Below are 16,882 nucleotides of genomic sequence, written 5' to 3'. Positions count from 1 at the left end.
GCACTCCGACGCACTGCCGACGAACCACCGCGGATGACTTCGGAGGGCCGATCCCTCTGAACCACAAGGCGGTACATCTCAGTGAAGATCGTGCGACGTGTCGGGGTCTCCCCTCGGGAACGTGGCAGTACCACAGGGCAGACCTGCCCCGACATCTTCGAGCTCAGCAACGGCGACTTCGCCGTGATAGGGCGAGAAGCGACCGCGGAACTCGATCACGAGCTCCCGACGGATGCCGCACGAGCGGACTACGAGCGCATCGTCGTCATCACGCGCGAGACACTCGTCCGCGCCAAGCGGGACATCCCCGACGCCTGACACCTCCTGAACCACACTGCTGCAGTCGCACTGCTTTCCGGGGCCCGGTCGCATGAAGCCGGGCCCCGCGTTCATGCCGACTCGTCGGGCGGCTCGCCCACGACCCACCACTCGTCGGTGTCGGCGTCCGCGAGTTCCTGGATCAGATCGTCCGTCATACGCCCGAGGATGAACTCCTCCGACTCCTCGGGCAGGCTCTTGCGGTGATGGCGGGTCGCCTCCCAGTACTCGCGGAACACCTTGTTCTGGCACATCACCCGCAGATGGCCGTACAACTCCGCCTGGGTCAGGGCGCCGATCCGGTAGAAGTGCAGGTTGTTGACATAGAGCGCGTTGGCGAAGAGGAACTGTCGCTGCTTCTCGGGCGGGATCTCCGACTCGTACGTGTTCAGCACCTCGGCCAGGGCCGGATCGTCCATGGCCTTGCAGAGCAGGTCGAAGGAGAGCCGGTGCTGCTCTGCCAGAGCGTCCCTTTTGCGGCGTCGTGAGCCTGGTGTGCTGACGGAGTCGAGGGCGGCTGTGAAGGTCTCCTTCACAGCCGAAACGATCCTTCGTGCACCCGCACTCTGTGTGGCCATGTCAACCCCCGGTTCAGGCGGCCGTTCCGCCGGTCGTCGGTTTGCGGGTCGACGGATGGGGACCGGCGAGCGGTGGGCGGCGCTTGCCGTCTCCCAGAGTGCCGAGCGGCTCTGATCGGCGGGGGAGGCGGAGAGGAGGCGCACGGAGGGAAGCGAGGGTCGCACGAACCGGCGCCTTCCCCAACGTCTGCCCCGCAAGTGCTGCTAACAATCGTTCACTTCGTAGTGATTGTTCCGGCTCGTATCCTGGGTCGGCAGTCAATCTTCGTACGCGCGCCGGGACCGCGATCCGGCGTGCGCACAGGCGTGAGAGAGGTACGACGGTGAGCCGCAGCCCGCAGCAGATCCCGGTCCTCGTCCTGGCCGGCTTCCTCGGTTCGGGCAAGACCACCCTGCTCAACCACCTCCTCCACCGCAGCGGCGGCAGCCGGATCGGCGCGATCGTCAACGACTTCGGGGCCATCGAGATCGACGCCATGGCGGTCGCCGGCGCGCTCGGCGACTCCACCGTTTCCCTCGGGAACGGCTGCCTGTGCTGCGCCGTCGACGTCAGCGAACTCGATCAGTACCTCGACCGGCTCGCCCGACCCTCCGCCGGCATCGACGTCATCGTCATCGAGGCCAGCGGACTCGCCGAGCCCCAGGAACTCGTACGCATGGTGCTCGCCAGCGAGCTTCCGGGCATCGTCTACGGGGGTCTCGTCGAGGTCGTCGACGCGGCCGAGTTCGACGCCACGCGCGCGAAGCACCCCGAACTCGACCGGCATCTCGCCCTCGCCGACCTCGTGGTGGTCAACAAGCTCGACCGCGCGCCCGACGGCGGCGAGCGTGTCCTCGGGCTCGTCCGGCCTCTCGTGGACCACGCGGCCGTAATTCCCGCCTCTTACGGCCGCGTCGCCCCCGAGTTCCTCTTCGACTGCAGACCGAGCGAGGAGCGCATCGGGCAACTGTCCTTCGACGACCTGCACGCGCGCGAAGAGCACGGCGAGCACGGCGAGCACGGTGCCGATGAACACGCCGGTCATCTGCACAGCGCGTACGACAGCCTCTCCGCCAGCTCCGAAGTCCCTATGGATCCCCGCCGGTTGATGGCCTTCCTCGACAGCCGGCCCGAAGGGCTGTACCGGATCAAGGGGTACGTCGATTTCGGCGCCCATGACGCCCTCAATCGGTATGCCGTGCACGCCGTCGGGCCGTTCCTGCGCTTCTATCCCGAGCCCTGGGTGGCGGGCGACGCACGCCTCACCCAGCTCGTCCTGATCGGCTCCGGCATCGACGCGGCCGCCCTCCGCAAGGAGTTGGAGGCCTGTACGAGCGACGCCCCGCACACCGCCGACGAGCACGGTATGTGGGGCGTCCTGCGCTACGTACAGGAACCGGACCTGGAGAACCCGGACTTGGGCTCGGCGGACGATCTCGTAGAGCCGGGCCAGGCCCGTTAGACCGGTCCCGCCACCACTGAGACCGTCTTCGCGAGGGACACGCCCGAGCCGTCTCGGCGTGGGTCGGTCTCGGGGAGGTCGGCCGGTGTGCCGTTCTTCTGTGCCGCCTTGGCCGGGTTGGGGCCCGCCCAGGCCAGGGACAGGCAGTCCTCGCCCTTGAGGAACCGCTGGCAGCGGACACCGCCGGTGGCGCGGCCCTTGCGCGGGTACTGGTCGAACGGGGTCAGCTTGGCCGTCGTCTGGACGGAGTCGTCGAGCGTGCCGCGCGAGCCCGCGACCGTGAAGACGATCGCGTCCGCGGCCGGGTCCACGGCCGTGAACGAGATGACCTTCGCGCCGTCCGTGAGCTTGATGCCCGCCATACCGCCCGCCGGGCGGCCCTGGGGCCGGACGTGCGCGGCCTGGAAGCGCAGCAACTGGGCGTCGTCCGTGATGAAGACCAGGTCCTCCTCGCCGGTGCGCAGCTCGACCGCGCCGACGATGCGGTCGCCGTCCTTGAGCGAGATGACCTCCAACTCCTCCTTGTTCGAGGGATAGTCGGGGACCACCCGCTTGACGATGCCCTGCGCGGTGCCGAGCGCCAGACCGGGGGACGACTCGTCGAGCGTGCTAAGGCAGACCACCGTCTCGTCACCCTCCAGGGAGACGAACTCCGTCAGGAGCGCCCCGCCGGACAGGTTCGGCGCCGCCGCCGTCTCCGGGAGCTGGGGGAGGTCGACGACGTTGATCCGCAGCAGTCGGCCGGTCGACGTGACCGCGCCGATCTCCCCGCGCGCGGTGGCCGGCACCGCCGAGATGATCACGTCGTGCTTGGCGCGTCTGGCGTCCGAGTCCTCCGGGAAGGGCTCGCCGTTCGCCGTGCGGGCCACCAGGCCCGTCGAGGAGAGCAGTACCCGGCACGGGTCGTCGGCGACCTGGAGCGGGACGGTGGCCGCGGGGGTGCCCGACGACTCCAGCAGGACCGTACGCCGCTCGGTGCCGAACTTCTTGGACACCGCGGCCAGTTCGGTGGAGACCAGCTTGCGCAGCTCCGCGTCCGAGTCGAGGATCCGGGTCAGCTCCGCGATCTCCGCGATGAGGCGGTCCTTCTCCGACTCCAGCTCGATCCGGTCGAACCGGGTGAGCCGACGCAGCGGGGTGTCCAGGATGTACTGCGTCTGGATCTCCGACAGCGAGAAGCGCTCCATCAGGCGCTCCTTCGCCTGCGCGGAGTTGTCGCTGGAGCGGATCAGCCGGATGACCTCGTCGATGTCGACGAGAGCCGTCAACAGGCCTTCCACCAGGTGCAGGCGGTCGCGCCTCTTGGTGCGGCGGAACTCGCTGCGGCGGCGTACGACCTCGAAGCGGTGGTCGAGGTAGACCTCCAGGAGCTCCTTGAGGCCCAGGGTGAGGGGCTGACCGTCCACCAGCGCCACGTTGTTGATGCCGAAGGACTCCTCCATCGGCGTCAGCTTGTAGAGCTGCTCCAGGACGGCCTCCGGCACGAAGCCGTTCTTGATCTCGATGACCAGGCGCAGGCCGTGCTGACGGTCGGTGAGGTCCTTGACGTCGGCGATGCCCTGGATCTTCTTCGCGCCGACCAGGTCCTTGATCTTGGCGATCACCTTCTCCGGGCCGACCGTGAAGGGCAGTTCGGTGACGACCAGGCCCTTGCGGCGCGCGGTCACGGTGTCGATCTCGACCGTGGCGCGGATCTTGAAGGTGCCGCGGCCGGTCTCGTACGCGTCCCGGATGCCCGCGAGGCCGACGATGCGGCCGCCGGTGGGCAGGTCGGGGCCCGGGACGTGCTTCATCAGGGTGTCCAGATCCGCGTTCGGGTAGCGGATCAGGTGGCGGGCGGCCGAGATGACCTCGGCGAGGTTGTGCGGCGGCATGTTGGTCGCCATGCCGACGGCGATGCCCGACGAGCCGTTCACCAGTAGGTTCGGGAAGGCGGCCGGCAGGGCGACCGGTTCCTGCTCCTGGCCGTCGTAGTTGGGGCTGAAGTCGACCGTGTCCTCGTCGATCGACTCCGTCATCAGGCTGGTGGCCTCGGCCTGCCGGCACTCCGTGTACCGCATGGCGGCCGGCGGGTCGTCGTTGCCGAGCGAGCCGAAGTTGCCGTGGCCGTCGACGAGCGGCACGCGCATGGAGAACGGCTGGGCCATGCGCACCAGGGCGTCGTAGATCGACGCGTCGCCGTGCGGGTGCAACTTGCCCATGACCTCGCCGACCACGCGCGCGCACTTCACGTAGCCGCGGTCGGGGCGCAGTCCCATCTCGTTCATCTGGTAGACGATGCGGCGGTGCACCGGCTTGAGACCGTCCCGGGCGTCCGGCAGGGCTCGGGAGTAGATGACCGAGTACGCGTACTCGAGGAAGGAGCCCTGCATTTCGTCGACGACGTCGATGTCGAGGATCTTTTCCTCGTACGAGTCGTCGGGCGGCGGGGTCTTCGTACTACGGCGGGCCATCGCTGCCGGCTCCTCTTTTCTGGTAGCTCGCCTACGGGTCGCTCACGTGGGTGCCGCGCCCCTCCGGCTCACTCTTGCTGAAGCGTGAACGGTATCTGACGCGACCATTGTGGACCGCGGCACTGACAACCCGGACGAGGACCCGACATCGACCCTTGTGCCCGGCGTGCCCGCAGGCTACGCGATCCGCTCTGGGCGTACGTCCACCGGGAACTTCGCCGACCGTCCGCACGCTTGCATACAGTGGCGGGACCGGTAGGAAAACCCCGGTTTCCTACCGCCGCATTCGCGATCGAAGGGACGTACATGCCCATGGGTCACACGGCCACAGACCAGGCAGACACCGGCGGCCTGACAGCGACCGAGCACCGCCTGGCCAACGGCCTGCGCGTGGTGCTCTCAGAGGACCACCTGACCCCGGTCGCGGCGGTGTGCCTCTGGTACGACGTCGGCTCGCGCCACGAGGTCAAGGGGCGCACGGGTCTTGCTCACCTTTTCGAGCACCTCATGTTCCAGGGCTCGAAGCAGGTGAAGGGCAACGGACACTTCGAACTGGTGCAGGGCGCGGGCGGTTCGCTCAACGGCACCACCAGCTTCGAGCGCACCAACTACTTCGAGACCATGCCCACCCACCAGCTGGAGCTCGCCCTCTGGCTGGAGGCCGACCGCATGGGTTCCCTGCTCGCGGCCCTGGACGACGAGTCCATGGACAACCAGCGGGACGTGGTGAAGAACGAACGCAGGCAGCGCTACGACAACGTCCCCTACGGCACGGCGTTCGAGAAGCTGACCGCCCTCGCCTATCCGGAGGGCCACCCCTACCACCACACCCCGATCGGCTCGATGGCCGACCTGGACGCGGCGACCCTGGAGGACGCACGCGCGTTCTTCCGCACCTACTACGCGCCCAACAACGCCGTCCTGTCGGTCGTCGGCGACATCGACCCGGAGCAGACGCTCGCCTGGGTCGAGCGGTACTTCGGGTCCATCCCGGCGCACGACGGCAAGCCCGTCCCGCGCGACGGCGCGTTGCCCGAGGTCATCGGCGGGCAGTTGCGCGAGGTCGTCGAGGAAGAGGTGCCGGCGCGCGCCCTGATGGCGGCCTACCGGCTGCCGGAGGATGGCACGCGTGCGTGCGACGCGGCCGACCTGGCGCTCACCGTCCTCGGTGGCGGCGAGTCCTCCCGTCTCTACAACCGCCTTGTGCGGCGCGACCGTACGGCCGTCGCGGCCGGCTTCGGTCTGCTGCGGCTGGCCGGTGCGCCGTCCCTGGGCTGGCTGGACGTGAAGACGTCCGGCGACTACGAGGTGCCGGTCATCGAGGCCGCCATCGACGAGGAGCTCGCCCGGTTCGCCGAGGAGGGCCCCACGGCCGAGGAAATGGAGCGCGCCCAGGCCCAGTTGGAGCGCGAATGGCTGGACCGGCTCGGTACGGTCGCGGGCCGCGCCGACGAACTGTGCCGGTACGCCGTCCTGTTCGGCGACCCGCAGCTGGCCCTGACCGCCGTGCAGCGCGTCCTGGAGGTGACCCCGGAAGAGGTCCAGGAGATCGCCAGGGCCCGACTGCGCCCCGACAACCGCGCGGTGCTCGTCTACGAACCCCTCGCCGCCGAGCCCACCGAGCCCACCGAGCCCACCGAGAACGAGGAGGCGGCCAAGTGACCGAGCTCGCCGCGATGGAATTCCACCCGCAGCCGCAGGCCGGCGAGGCCAAGCCGTGGGCGTTCCCGGCCCCCGAACGCGGGACGCTCGACAACGGCCTGACGGTCCTGCGCTGCCAGCGCCCCGGCCAGCAGGTCGTCGCCGTGGAGGTTCTCCTTGAGGCGCCCCTGGAGGCCGAACCGGCCGGCCTGGACGGCGTCGGCACGATCATGGCGCGGGCCTTCTCCGAGGGCACGGACAAGCACTCCGCCGAGGAGTTCGCCGCCGAGCTGGAGCGCTGCGGCGCGACCCTCGACGCGCACGCCGACCACCCCGGCGTCCGGCTGAGCCTCGAAGTGCCGGTCTCCCGCCTGACCAAGGGGCTCGGTCTGCTGGCCGACGCCCTCAGGGCGCCCGCGTTCGCGGACAGCGAGATCGAGCGGCTGGTCACCAACCGCCTCGACGAGATCCCGCACGAGCTGGCCAACCCCTCCCGGCGTGCCGCCAAGGAGCTCTCCAAGGAGCTCTTCCCGGCCACCTCGCGCATGTCGCGCCCGCGCCAGGGCACCGAGGAGACCGTCGAGAGCATCGACTCGGCGGCCGTACGCGCCTTCTACGAGAAGCACGTCCGTCCCGCCACCGCCACCGCCGTGGTCGTCGGCGACCTCACCGGCATCGACCTCGACGAGCTGCTCGGCGACACCCTCGGCTCCTGGACCGGCTCCTCTGCCGAGCCGCGTCCCGTGCCGCCGGTGACCGCCGACGACACCGGGCGCGTGATCATCGTGGACCGCCCCGGCGCCGTACAGACGCAGCTGCTCATCGGCCGCATCGGCCCCGACCGGCACGACCGCGTGTGGGCGGCGCAGGTGCTCGGCACGTACTGCCTGGGCGGCACCCTAACCTCCCGGCTGGACCGCGTCCTGCGCGAGGAGAAGGGCTACACCTACGGCGTACGGGCGTTCGGGCAGGTACTGCGGTCCGCCCCGGACGGCACCGGTGCCGCGATGCTCGCCATCAGCGGCTCCTTCGACACCCCGAACACCGGTCCGGCGCTGCAGGACCTGTGGACGGTGCTGCGCACGCTCGCCGAGGGCGGTCTGACCGACGCCGAGCGCGATGTCGCCGTGCAGAACCTGGTGGGCGTGGCGCCGCTGAAGTACGAGACCGCGGCGGCCGTCGCGAGCACGCTGGCCGACCAGGTCGAGCAGCACCTGCCCGACGACTACCAGGCGACGCTGTACCGGCAGCTCGCCGCGACCGGCACCGTGGAGGCCACCGCGGCCGCTGTGAGCGCCTTCCCGGTGGACCGTCTGGTGACCGTCCTGGTCGGTGACGCGGCGCAGATCAAGGAGCCCGTGGAGGCTCTCGGCATCGGCGAAGTCACCGTCGTTTCGGCCGAGTAGGGACTGGCGGAGGCGAAGCGAGCGCCACGCGCGCGCAGGGGCCCTGGTGACGGAAGCGTCACCAGGGCCCCTGTATGTCCGAATTGAGGGAGAGGTTGCCTGTCTGCCCTGTGGCATGCGCTACAAAAGCCGTGATCCGTTTGGGGATTGAAAGTTGTCCCGTTTAGCGTCATCCGGGCTGTCCGTCAGGCACCGCGCCGCATCCGCGGCACCGGGCAGTCATCGCCGAGTCCCCGTCCGGCGCGAGCCAGGGGAGCCGGGGACCCATCGAAGTCCCTGGGGTGAATCGGACGCCCGCGCCCAGCGAGGGGGTCCGTAGGAGACCTTCCTGCTCCGAACCCGTCAGCTAACCCGGTAGGCGAGAAGGAAGGAAAGGACCACCCAGTACATGGCGTTCACCTGCGCCACCGGGAAGCACCGCCGTCCCAGCCGGATGAAGCGCACGACCGCCCGCGCGGCGGGCGTCGCGGCACTCGCCACCACCGGCGTCATCGGCACCCTGGCGGCCCCGGCGCTCGCCGCGGACAACTCCGCGGAGAACTCCGTCGAGCAGACCGGTTTCACCCCTGTCATCACCGTCGGCGACACGATCGCCGCCAAGATCGACGCCCAGGCCGACGCCCAGAAGGAGGCGGCCGAGGAGGCAGCTCTCAAGAAGGCCGCCGCCGAGGCGGCACGCAAGAAGGCCGCCGCGAGGGCCAAGGAGGAGCGCGAGGCCAAGGAGCGCGCCGCCCGCGCCGCCGAGCGCAAGCGCCTCAACACCTTCGTCGCGCCGATCTCGAACTCGTACGTCTCCACGGGTTACAAGAGCGGCGGCTCGCTGTGGTCCTCCGGCAGCCACACCGGCATCGACTTCCATGCGGCCAGCGGCACGACCGTCCACGCGGTCGGCTCCGGCACGGTCGTGGAGACCGGTTGGGGCGGCTCCTACGGCAACCAGATCGTGATCAAGATGAACGACGGCACGTACACCCAGTACGGTCACCTGTCGTCCATCGGGGTCTCGGTGGGCCAGACGGTCACCCCGGGCCAGCAGATAGCCCTCTCCGGCGCGACCGGCAACGTCACCGGACCGCATCTGCACTTCGAGGCCCGGACGACCCCCGAGTACGGCTCGGACATCGACCCCGTCGCCTACCTGCGTTCGCATGGTGTGAACGTCTGACGACGGACCGCGAGATCTTCTTCCGGCCCCGGCTCCCCGAGCCGGGGCTTTCGGTCTTTCTGTCCGTACTCTGTCCAAAAAATATCCCTGGATTCCGGTCCGCCGTCGGAAATTCCCGCTGATTGCAATAGAGTCACTGAACACACGTCAATCGGCGACGTTTCACGGGGATTAAGACGGAGGTCGGACATGCGTATTCCGGCGCACTCGGTGTGCACGGCCATCCGGGACGACATCGTCGCCGGTGTCTACGAGCGCGGCGGCCGGCTCACCGAGGAACTCCTGGCGCGGCGCTACGGCGTCTCCCGCGTCCCCGTCCGTGAGGCCCTGCGCACGCTGGAGGCGGAGGGCTTCGTGGTGACCCGGCGGCACGCGGGCGCGTGCGTCGCGGAACCGACCGAGCAGGAGGCCGCCGACCTGCTGGAGATGCGCATGCTGCTGGAGCCGCTCGGCGCCTCCCGGGCCGCCCAGCGGCGCACCGAGGCCCACCTCAAGGTGCTGCGCGGCCTGGTCAGGCTGGGCCAGGAGCGGGCCAGGAGGGGCAACAGTGAGGATCTGCGCTCCCTGGGGGGCTGGTTCCACGAGACGCTCGCCCAGGCCTCCGGCAGCCACGCGCTGACCTCGACGCTGACCCAGCTGCGCCACAAGATCGCCTGGATGTACGCCGTGGAGGCGCCGGCCAACCCCGTGGAGTCCTGGGCTGAGCACGGCGCGATCGTCGACGCCGTGGCGCGCGGGGACGCCGAGCGCGCCCGGGCGATCACCGCCCTGCACACCGAGCACTCGACCTCGGCGCACCGGCTGCGCTTCGGCACCGGTGAACGCGCGGAGCGTGTGAGGAACTCGCAACATCCCGTAAACATGTCGGGTGTGCGGCATTAACACGGGCGCCGTATACAAAGAGAAGGTAATTCGCGGGGGATTATTTCTGCTGCCCGAATTCGGGAAATTCGAAGGGCTCGCCCGGTAATTCGGGCGAGCCCTTCGGAGTTGTGGGACGCCGTCGCCGAAGTGACGAGTGCCGCATCCCTCAATTCGATTTTCAGACGGTTTCGGGAAGCTCCTCGAGCCCCTCGGAGACCAGCTTCGCCAGCCGGTCGAGCGCGGCGTCCGCGCCCTCCGCCCCGGAAGCCAGGACGATCTCCTCGCCACCCTGGGCGCCCAGGCCCAGGACGGCGAGCATGGAGGCCGCGTTGACGGCGTTGCCGTCGGACTTGGCGATCGTCACCGGGACGCCTGTGGCCGTGGCGGCTCGGACGAAGATGGAAGCGGGGCGGGCGTGGAGGCCCTCGGCCCAGCCGACGTTGACGCGGCGCTCAGCCATGTGATGCTGCCCTTCACTCTCTGAGGTTGTCTAGACCATGTTGTCTAGACCAGTTTTCCATAGCGTGTCGTCGGGCCGCGGCCTCGGCCCGATCACGTCCCCAGACTGCCTCGCGCCGTTGTCAGATGCGAGCCGTACGCTGAGCCTCATGCAGACCTCGTCGGACCGGCACGAGTACCCCGCCCACTGGGAAGCCGACGTCGTGCTGCGCGACGGCGGCACCGCGCGCATCCGCCCCATCACCGTCGACGACGCGGACCGCCTGGTCAGCTTCTACGAGCAGGTGTCGGACGAGTCGAAGTACTACCGCTTCTTCGCGCCCTACCCGCGCCTGTCCGCGAAGGACGTCCACCGCTTCACGCACCACGACTTTGTGGACCGGGTGGGTCTCGCGGCCACGATCGGCGGCGAGTTCATCGCCACCGTACGCTATGACCGCATTGGTCCCGAGGGCACGCCCGCGTCCGCTCCCGCCGACGAGGCCGAGGTCGCCTTCCTCGTCCAGGACGCCCACCAGGGACGCGGCGTAGCCTCCGCACTCCTCGAACACATCGCCGCCGTCGCCCGCGAGCGCGGCATCCGCCGCTTCGCCGCCGAGGTGCTGCCCGCCAACAACAAGATGATCAAAGTCTTCATGGACGCCGGGTACACCCAGAAGCGCAGCTTCGAGGACGGTGTCGTCCGCCTGGAGTTCGACCTCGAACCCACCGACCGCTCGCTCGCGGTCCAGCGCGCGCGTGAACAGCGCGCGGAGGCGCGGTCCGTACGACGGCTGCTGGTGCCCGGCTCGGTCGCCGTGATCGGCGTCGGCCGCACGGCCGGGGGAGTGGGCCGCAGCATCCTCGACAACATCAAGGACGCCGGGTTCACCGGGCGGCTGTACGCCGTGAACAAGGCCTTCCCCGACGACCTCAAGGAGCTCGACGGGGTCGCCGCCCACCGCTCGGTGCGGGACATCGACGGACCCGTCGACCTCGCGGTCGTCGCCGTGCCGGCCGACCACGTCCCCGAGATCGTCACCGAGTGCGGCGAACACGGCGTACAGGGACTGGTCGTCGTCTCCGCCGGATACGCCGAGAGCGGCCCCGAGGGACGCGACCGCCAGCGCGAACTCGTCCGCCACGCGCGCACGTACGGCATGCGCATCATCGGACCGAACGCCTTCGGGGTCATCAACACCGCCGAGGAGGTACGGCTCAACGCCTCCCTCGCCCCCGAGATGCCCCGCCCCGGCCGCATCGGCCTGTTCGCCCAGTCCGGCGCCATCGGCATCGCCCTCCTCTCCCGCCTGCACCGGCGCGGCGGCGGCGTCACCGGGGTCACCGGCGTCTCGACCTTCGTCTCGGCCGGCAACCGCGCGGACGTGTCCGGCAACGACGTCCTCCAGTACTGGTACGACGACCCGGACACCGACGTCGTCCTCATGTACCTGGAGTCGATCGGCAACCCGCGCAAGTTCACCCGCCTCGCCCGGCGCACCGCCGCCGCCAAGCCCCTGGTCGTCGTCCAGAGCGCAGGCTCCGCCCCCCAGGGCCACGCCGTCCAGGCGACCCGGCTGCCGCACGCCACGGTGACCTCGCTGCTCCGGCAGGCCGGCGTGATCCGCGTCGACACCATCACCGACCTGGTCGACGCGGGGCTGCTGCTCGCCCGCCAACCCCTCCCGGCCGGACCGAGGGTGGCGATCCTCGGCAACTCCGAGTCGCTGGGGCTGCTGACGTACGACGCGTGTCTCTCCGAGGGACTGCGGCCGCTCAGGCCGCTGGACCTGACCACCGGCGCGACGGCGGGCGACTTCCACGCGGCACTCCTGCGCGCACTTGGCGACGACGCGTGCGACGCCGTCGTCGTCACCGCGATACCCGCGATCGGCGAGACCTCGGTCGCCGACGCCGAACTGGCCGAGGCCCTGCGGTCCGCCGCCGCACAGGCACCCGGCAAGCCGGTGCTCGTCGTGCACGTGGAGCTCGGCGGGCTCGCCGAGGCGCTGTCGGCGGCCGTCGCCACCGCACCCCAGGTCGAGACCAAGCCGTCCGGCGCCCGCCGCCTGCGCCCCTCGCAGCAACTGCCCCCGCCGGTACAGGCACAGGCCCCGGAGACCGCGGCTCCCGACGCCCCCTCCGCCCGCCTCATCCCCGCCTACCCCGCCGCCGAGCGCGCCGTCCGCGCCCTCGGCGAGGCCGTGAAGTACGCGCAGTGGCGCCGCGAGGCAGCCGAGCCCGGCAAGGTGCCCGAGTACGAGGACATCGACGAGAAGGGCGCCGCCCGCTTCATCGACGGGATGCTCGCGCGCGGGCAAGGACTCACCCTCGGTACAGAGGAGACCTGCGAACTGCTCGGGCGGTACGGGATCGACGTACGCAGGGCGGTCCCCGCGCCCACCCCGGACGACGCCGTCCGGGCCGCCGGGACCGTCGGCTACCCGGTCGCCCTCAAGGCCACCGCCCCCCACCTCAGGCACCGCGCCGACCTGGGCGGCGTACGCCTGGACCTGGCGGACGAGGAGCAACTGCGGCGGGCGTACGCCGAGTTGACCGAGCTGTTCGGGACGCCGCAGGAACTGCGCCCGGTGGTGCAGGGGATGGCTCCGCGCGGGGTCGACACCGTCGTACGGGCCGTCATCGACCCGGCGGCCGGGGCCGTGCTGTCGTTCGGGCTCGCCGGAGCCGCCTCGCAGCTGCTCGACGACATGGCGCACCGGCTGATCCCGGTCACCGACCGGGAGGCGACCTCCGTGATCCGGTCGATCCGGACGGCACCGCTCCTCTTCGGCTGGCGCGGCTCCACCCCGGTCGACACGCCTGCGCTGGAGGAACTGCTGCTGCGGGTGTCCCGACTCGTCGACGATCACCCCGAGGTCGTCGCGGTCACCCTGGAGCCGGTCGTCGTCGCCCCCCGTGGCCTGAGCGTTCTCGGCGCCACCGTCCGGCTGGCCCCGCCACCGGCCCGCGACGACCTCGGCCCGCGCACGCTTCCCGTCTACTGAGACGGTCACGGAGACGGTCGTGACCGGTGCCTCGTAGTCAGTCCACCCCCGTAGGATGGACGTCATGGCCAAGACCAGTACGACGACCCAGGGGCTGCGAGCGGCGATCGAGCGCAGCGGCTACTACCCGGCCCTCGTGGCCGAGGCGGTGGAGGCCGCCCTGGGCGGCGAGCCCATCCGGTCGTACCTGGTCCACCAGGAGACGACGTTCGACCAGAACGAGGTGCGGCGGCACGTGACGGTGCTCGTCCTCACCGGCAACCGCTTCATCGTCAGCCACACCGACGAGCAGGCCGCGGACAGCACCTCCCCGACGCCGTACGCGACGACGTCCACCGAGTCCGTGAAGCTCGGCCGGATCTCGTCGGTCGTGCTCAGCCGCGTGGTCGCCAACCCGGAGCAGTACACGCCGGGCACGCTGCCGCGCGAGGTCGTCCTCACCATCGGCTGGGGTGCCGTCGCCCGCATCGACCTGGAGCCGGCCGCCTGCGGCGACCCCAACTGCGAGGCGGACCACGGCTACACGGGGAACTCGACGGCCGACGACCTCAGCCTGCGCGTCAGCGAGGCCGGGGACGGCCCGGACACGGTGCGGCAGACGCTCGCCTTCGCGCAGTCGCTCTCCGAGGCGACCGCGGACGTCACCTGCTGATGGCGCAGTCCACCTCCTGGGACGCCCACCCGGAACCGCTCGCCGTCGACTCCGCCCCGCTGCCCGAGTACGGCAGCGGCTCCCTCGCCGACCTGCTGCCCACCCTCGCCGCGGGCATGTCCGTACCGGGCACCACCGCCACGATCACCGAGTTGACCCCCGCCGACCGGAACTGCGTGTTCCTGATCGACGGCCTCGGCTGGGAGCAGCTCAGAGCGCACCCCGACGAGGCGCCCTTCCTCACCTCGCTGCTCGGCAGCTCGCGCGGCGGCACCGGCCGCCCCCTGACCACCGGCTACCCGGCGACCACCGCGACCTCCCTCGCCTCCGTCGGCACCGGCCTGCCGCCCGGCGCGCACGGCCTGCCCGGCTACACCGTGCGCAATCCGGCGACCGGCGAGCTGATGAACCAGCTGCGCTGGCAGCCGTGGACCTCGCCGAGCGCCTGGCAGCCGTACCCGACCGTCTTCCAGCTCGCCCACGCCGCGGGTGTGCACGCCGCCCAGGTCTCCTCGCCCACCTTCCAGAACACCCCGCTGACCAAGGTCGCGCTCAGTGGAGGAACGTTCCACGGGCGGCTGACCGGCGAGGACCGCATGGACCTCGCGGCCGAGCAACTGGCCGCCGGCGACCGCTCGCTGGTCTACACGTACTACGCCGAACTCGACGGCGCGGGCCACCGCTTCGGCGTCGCCTCCGACGCCTGGCGCGGCCAGCTCATGTCCGTCGACCGGCTGGTCCAGCGCCTCGCGGAACAACTCCCGCCGCGCAGCGCGCTGTACGTCACCGCTGACCACGGCATGATCGACGTCCCCTTCGACGAGGACCACCGCATCGACTTCGACGCGGACTGGGAGCTGCGCGCCGGGGTCGCCCTGCTGGGCGGCGAGGGCCGCGCACGGCACGTGTACGCGGTGCCGGGCGCCGCCGCCGACGTCGTCACCTGCTGGCGCGAGGTGCTGGGCGAGCAGTTCTGGGTGGCGTCGCGGGACGAGGCGATCGCGGCGGGGTGGTTCGGCCCGCACATCGACGAGCGGGTCTACGACCGCCTCGGCGACGTCGTCGCGGCCGCCCGGGACGACGTCCTGATCGTCGCCTCCGAGCGGGAGCCGAAGGAGTCGGCGATGGTCGGCAACCACGGTTCGATGACCCCTGCCGAACAGCTGATCCCGCTCCTAGAAGTACGCTCCTGACGTCGACCCCTCCGCCTGTCCGCCGAAAGGTGCTCAACCTCCCATGCCCGAGCTGGTGTTCTTCTCCGGAACGATGGACTGCGGGAAGTCGACCCTCGCGCTCCAGATCGAGCACAACCGCTCGGCGCGCGGGCTGGCCGGGATGATCTTCACCCGTGACGACCGCGCGGGCGAGGGCAAACTCTCTTCCCGCCTCGGCCTGGTCACCGACGCGGTGGAGGTCGAGGACGGCCAGGACCTCTACGCCTACGTCGTCGACCACCTCTCCCAGGGCGGCCGCGCGGACTACGTGATCGCCGACGAGGCCCAGTTCCTGGTCCCCGAACAGATCGACCAACTCGCGCGCGTGGTCGACGACCTCGGCATCGACGTCTACGCCTTCGGCATCACGACCGACTTCCGCTCAAAACTCTTCCCCGGCTCCCAACGCCTGGTCGAACTCGCCGACCGCGTCGAGGTCCTCCAGGTAGAGGCCCTCTGCTGGTGCGGCGCCCGCGCCACCCACAACGCCCGCACCATAGGCGGCGAGATGGTCGTCGAAGGCGCCCAAGTAGTCGTCGGCGACGTCAACCAGCCCGAAGACATCGGCTACGAGGTCCTCTGCCGCCGCCACCACCGCCGCCGCATGACATCGGCGACGACGAGAGCGGCAGCACTGTCACCGGACGTACTGCCGGTGTCGTCGGCCTGACCTCCGCTGCGAGCAGGGCTCAGTTGGGGCTCTGGATCAGTGAGAAGCGGGCGCCCTCGGGGTCCGCGACCGTGGCCACGCGGCCGTGTGGGCTGTCTGTCGGGGGCTTGAGGACGTGGCCGCCCAAGTCCGTCAGGCGGGTGACTGATTCGTCTGTGTCGGCCACCTCGAAGTACGTCATCCAGTGGGGGCCGCGGTCGCGGGGGAGGGCGTGGCCCACGCCGTGGATGCCGGCCACCGGGTGGCCGGCGATGTTGAGGGTGACGTAGTCGAAGTCGGTGGAGACGACCGGTTCCGTCTCGTAGCCGAAGACCGTCTCGTAGAACTTGGTGACGCTCTCCGACTCGACGGTGACGAGCTCGTTCCAGGCGGGGGTGCCGGGGACGCCCGTGATGGCGGTGCCGAGGTGGGCCGCCGCCTGCCAGATGCCGAAGACCGCGCCGGAGGGGTCCGAGCCGATCGCGAGGCGGCCCGCCTCGGCCGCGTCCAGGGGGCCGACCCCGATCGTGCCGCCGCACAGCCGTACCGTCTCGGCGGTCACGTCCACGTCGTCCGAGGCGAGGTAGGGCGTCCACGCGATCGGCAGATGGCGGTCGGGCGGCAACTGGCCGATGCCGGCCACCTCGTAGCCGTCCAGCAGGGCACGCGCGTAGGGGCCCAGTTGGTGCGGGCCCGGCCGGAACTCCCAGCCGAACAGCGAACCGTAGAACTCCTGGGTCGCGTCCATCCCGTGCACCATCAGACTCACCCAGCAGGGTGTGCCGGGCGCGCGCAGATCCTGCGTCTCGCCGTTCGGGCCGGCCGACCCCCGTGCCTCGGTCATCGTCACCCTCTCCTCGACCCCTCGCGGTGGTCGTTCGTTTCCGCTCTCCGGATCCCCGAGCCGATGCTCGCACCCCCCGTGCCGTCGCGCGCTCCGGGCGCGCCGCGCCTCGGACTCCGTGCCCGGAGGATGCCCGACACGCGGTTTCTCGCCCGTTTCCGTGCGATTGCCGAAGGATGTCGATCAGCTGTACAGCATGTGCCCGAGCCC

At 70.5% G+C, this 16,882-nt stretch carries 14 protein-coding genes and 1 riboswitch; of the genes, 10 read left to right on the top strand and 4 right to left on the bottom strand.

Annotated elements, in window-relative coordinates; translation table 11 throughout:
- Positions 1 to 81 precede the first annotated feature (81 nt).
- Positions 82 to 318, top strand: a complete 237-nt coding sequence (locus M2283_RS30765) for a hypothetical protein (protein WP_123997215.1) — start codon at positions 82 to 84, stop codon at positions 316 to 318.
- A 71-nt stretch (positions 319 to 389) separates the two neighbouring features.
- Here M2283_RS30765 and M2283_RS30760 read toward each other — a convergent pair whose 3' ends face one another.
- A complete protein-coding gene (locus tag M2283_RS30760) occupies positions 390 to 896 on the bottom strand; it encodes a DUF6082 family protein (RefSeq protein ID WP_280879699.1) in 507 nt (168 codons plus the stop codon).
- A gap of 323 nt (positions 897 to 1,219) precedes the next feature.
- On the opposite strand from M2283_RS30760, the gene M2283_RS30755 reads away from it, so the two are divergent.
- Complete coding sequence (locus tag M2283_RS30755) at positions 1,220 to 2,338, top strand: CobW family GTP-binding protein (RefSeq protein WP_280879698.1); 1,119 nt, start codon at positions 1,220 to 1,222, stop codon at positions 2,336 to 2,338.
- Here the strand turns inward: M2283_RS30755 and M2283_RS30750 are convergent.
- Complete coding sequence (locus M2283_RS30750) at positions 2,335 to 4,791, bottom strand: DNA gyrase/topoisomerase IV subunit A (protein WP_280879697.1); 2,457 nt, start codon at positions 4,789 to 4,791, stop codon at positions 2,335 to 2,337. The two genes, M2283_RS30755 and M2283_RS30750, sit on opposite strands and share 4 nt — an antisense overlap.
- A 306-nt stretch (positions 4,792 to 5,097) precedes the next feature.
- Here M2283_RS30750 and M2283_RS30745 point away from each other — a divergent pair, with 306 nt between their 5' ends.
- The 4 genes from M2283_RS30745 (at position 5,098) to M2283_RS30730 (ending at position 9,885) form a co-directional block, all read left to right on the top strand.
- Positions 5,098 to 6,453 (top strand): M16 family metallopeptidase, encoded by a 1,356-nt coding sequence (locus M2283_RS30745; protein WP_280879696.1) that lies wholly within the window; start codon positions 5,098 to 5,100, stop codon positions 6,451 to 6,453.
- On the top strand, positions 6,450 to 7,838 hold the full coding sequence (locus tag M2283_RS30740) for a M16 family metallopeptidase (protein ID WP_280879695.1): 1,389 nt from the start codon (positions 6,450 to 6,452) through the stop codon (positions 7,836 to 7,838). Before M2283_RS30745 ends, M2283_RS30740 begins: the two co-directional genes overlap by 4 nt.
- Positions 7,839 to 8,051: 213 nt before the next feature.
- A riboswitch (cyclic di-AMP (ydaO/yuaA leader) is annotated at positions 8,052 to 8,213 on the top strand.
- 13 nt (positions 8,214 to 8,226) lie between these two features.
- Entirely contained in the window at positions 8,227 to 9,003 is a 777-nt protein-coding gene (locus tag M2283_RS30735; RefSeq protein ID WP_280879694.1) for a M23 family metallopeptidase, read from the top strand.
- Between the two features lie 189 nt (positions 9,004 to 9,192).
- Positions 9,193 to 9,885, top strand: coding sequence for a GntR family transcriptional regulator (locus tag M2283_RS30730; RefSeq protein WP_280879693.1), 693 nt, complete (start codon positions 9,193 to 9,195; stop codon positions 9,883 to 9,885).
- Positions 9,886 to 10,045: 160 nt separating this feature from the next.
- Here M2283_RS30730 and M2283_RS30725 read toward each other — a convergent pair whose 3' ends face one another.
- Positions 10,046 to 10,327, bottom strand: coding sequence for an HPr family phosphocarrier protein (locus tag M2283_RS30725; protein WP_280879692.1), 282 nt, complete (start codon positions 10,325 to 10,327; stop codon positions 10,046 to 10,048).
- A gap of 148 nt (positions 10,328 to 10,475) precedes the next feature.
- Between M2283_RS30725 and M2283_RS30720 the strand changes: the two genes are divergently transcribed.
- From M2283_RS30720 to M2283_RS30705, 4 genes are all read left to right on the top strand, one after another.
- On the top strand, positions 10,476 to 13,313 hold the full coding sequence (locus tag M2283_RS30720; protein ID WP_280879691.1) for a bifunctional GNAT family N-acetyltransferase/acetate--CoA ligase family protein: 2,838 nt from the start codon (positions 10,476 to 10,478) through the stop codon (positions 13,311 to 13,313).
- Between the two features lie 64 nt (positions 13,314 to 13,377).
- The gene (locus M2283_RS30715) at positions 13,378 to 13,965 is read left to right on the top strand and encodes a DUF5998 family protein (RefSeq protein ID WP_280879690.1); all 588 of its coding nucleotides are present in this window, start codon (positions 13,378 to 13,380) and stop codon (positions 13,963 to 13,965) included.
- Complete coding sequence (locus M2283_RS30710; RefSeq protein WP_280879689.1) at positions 13,965 to 15,158, top strand: alkaline phosphatase family protein; 1,194 nt, start codon at positions 13,965 to 13,967, stop codon at positions 15,156 to 15,158. The genes M2283_RS30715 and M2283_RS30710 overlap by 1 nt, the downstream gene beginning before the upstream one ends.
- A 43-nt stretch (positions 15,159 to 15,201) precedes the next feature.
- The gene (locus tag M2283_RS30705; protein ID WP_280879688.1) at positions 15,202 to 15,849 is read left to right on the top strand and encodes a thymidine kinase; all 648 of its coding nucleotides are present in this window, start codon (positions 15,202 to 15,204) and stop codon (positions 15,847 to 15,849) included.
- A 19-nt stretch (positions 15,850 to 15,868) separates the two neighbouring features.
- On the opposite strand, the gene M2283_RS30700 is transcribed toward M2283_RS30705, so the two are convergent.
- Positions 15,869 to 16,672, bottom strand: a complete 804-nt coding sequence (locus tag M2283_RS30700; RefSeq protein WP_280879687.1) for a VOC family protein — start codon at positions 16,670 to 16,672, stop codon at positions 15,869 to 15,871.
- Between the last annotated feature and the right edge of the window lie 210 nt (positions 16,673 to 16,882).

The organism is Streptomyces pseudovenezuelae, assembly GCF_029892565.1.
GTDB classification, from domain to species: Bacteria; Actinomycetota; Actinomycetes; order Streptomycetales; family Streptomycetaceae; genus Streptomyces; species Streptomyces pseudovenezuelae_A.
Note: the sequence above shows the minus strand (reverse complement) of the source record. Positions and strands in the feature narration are given on the sequence as shown.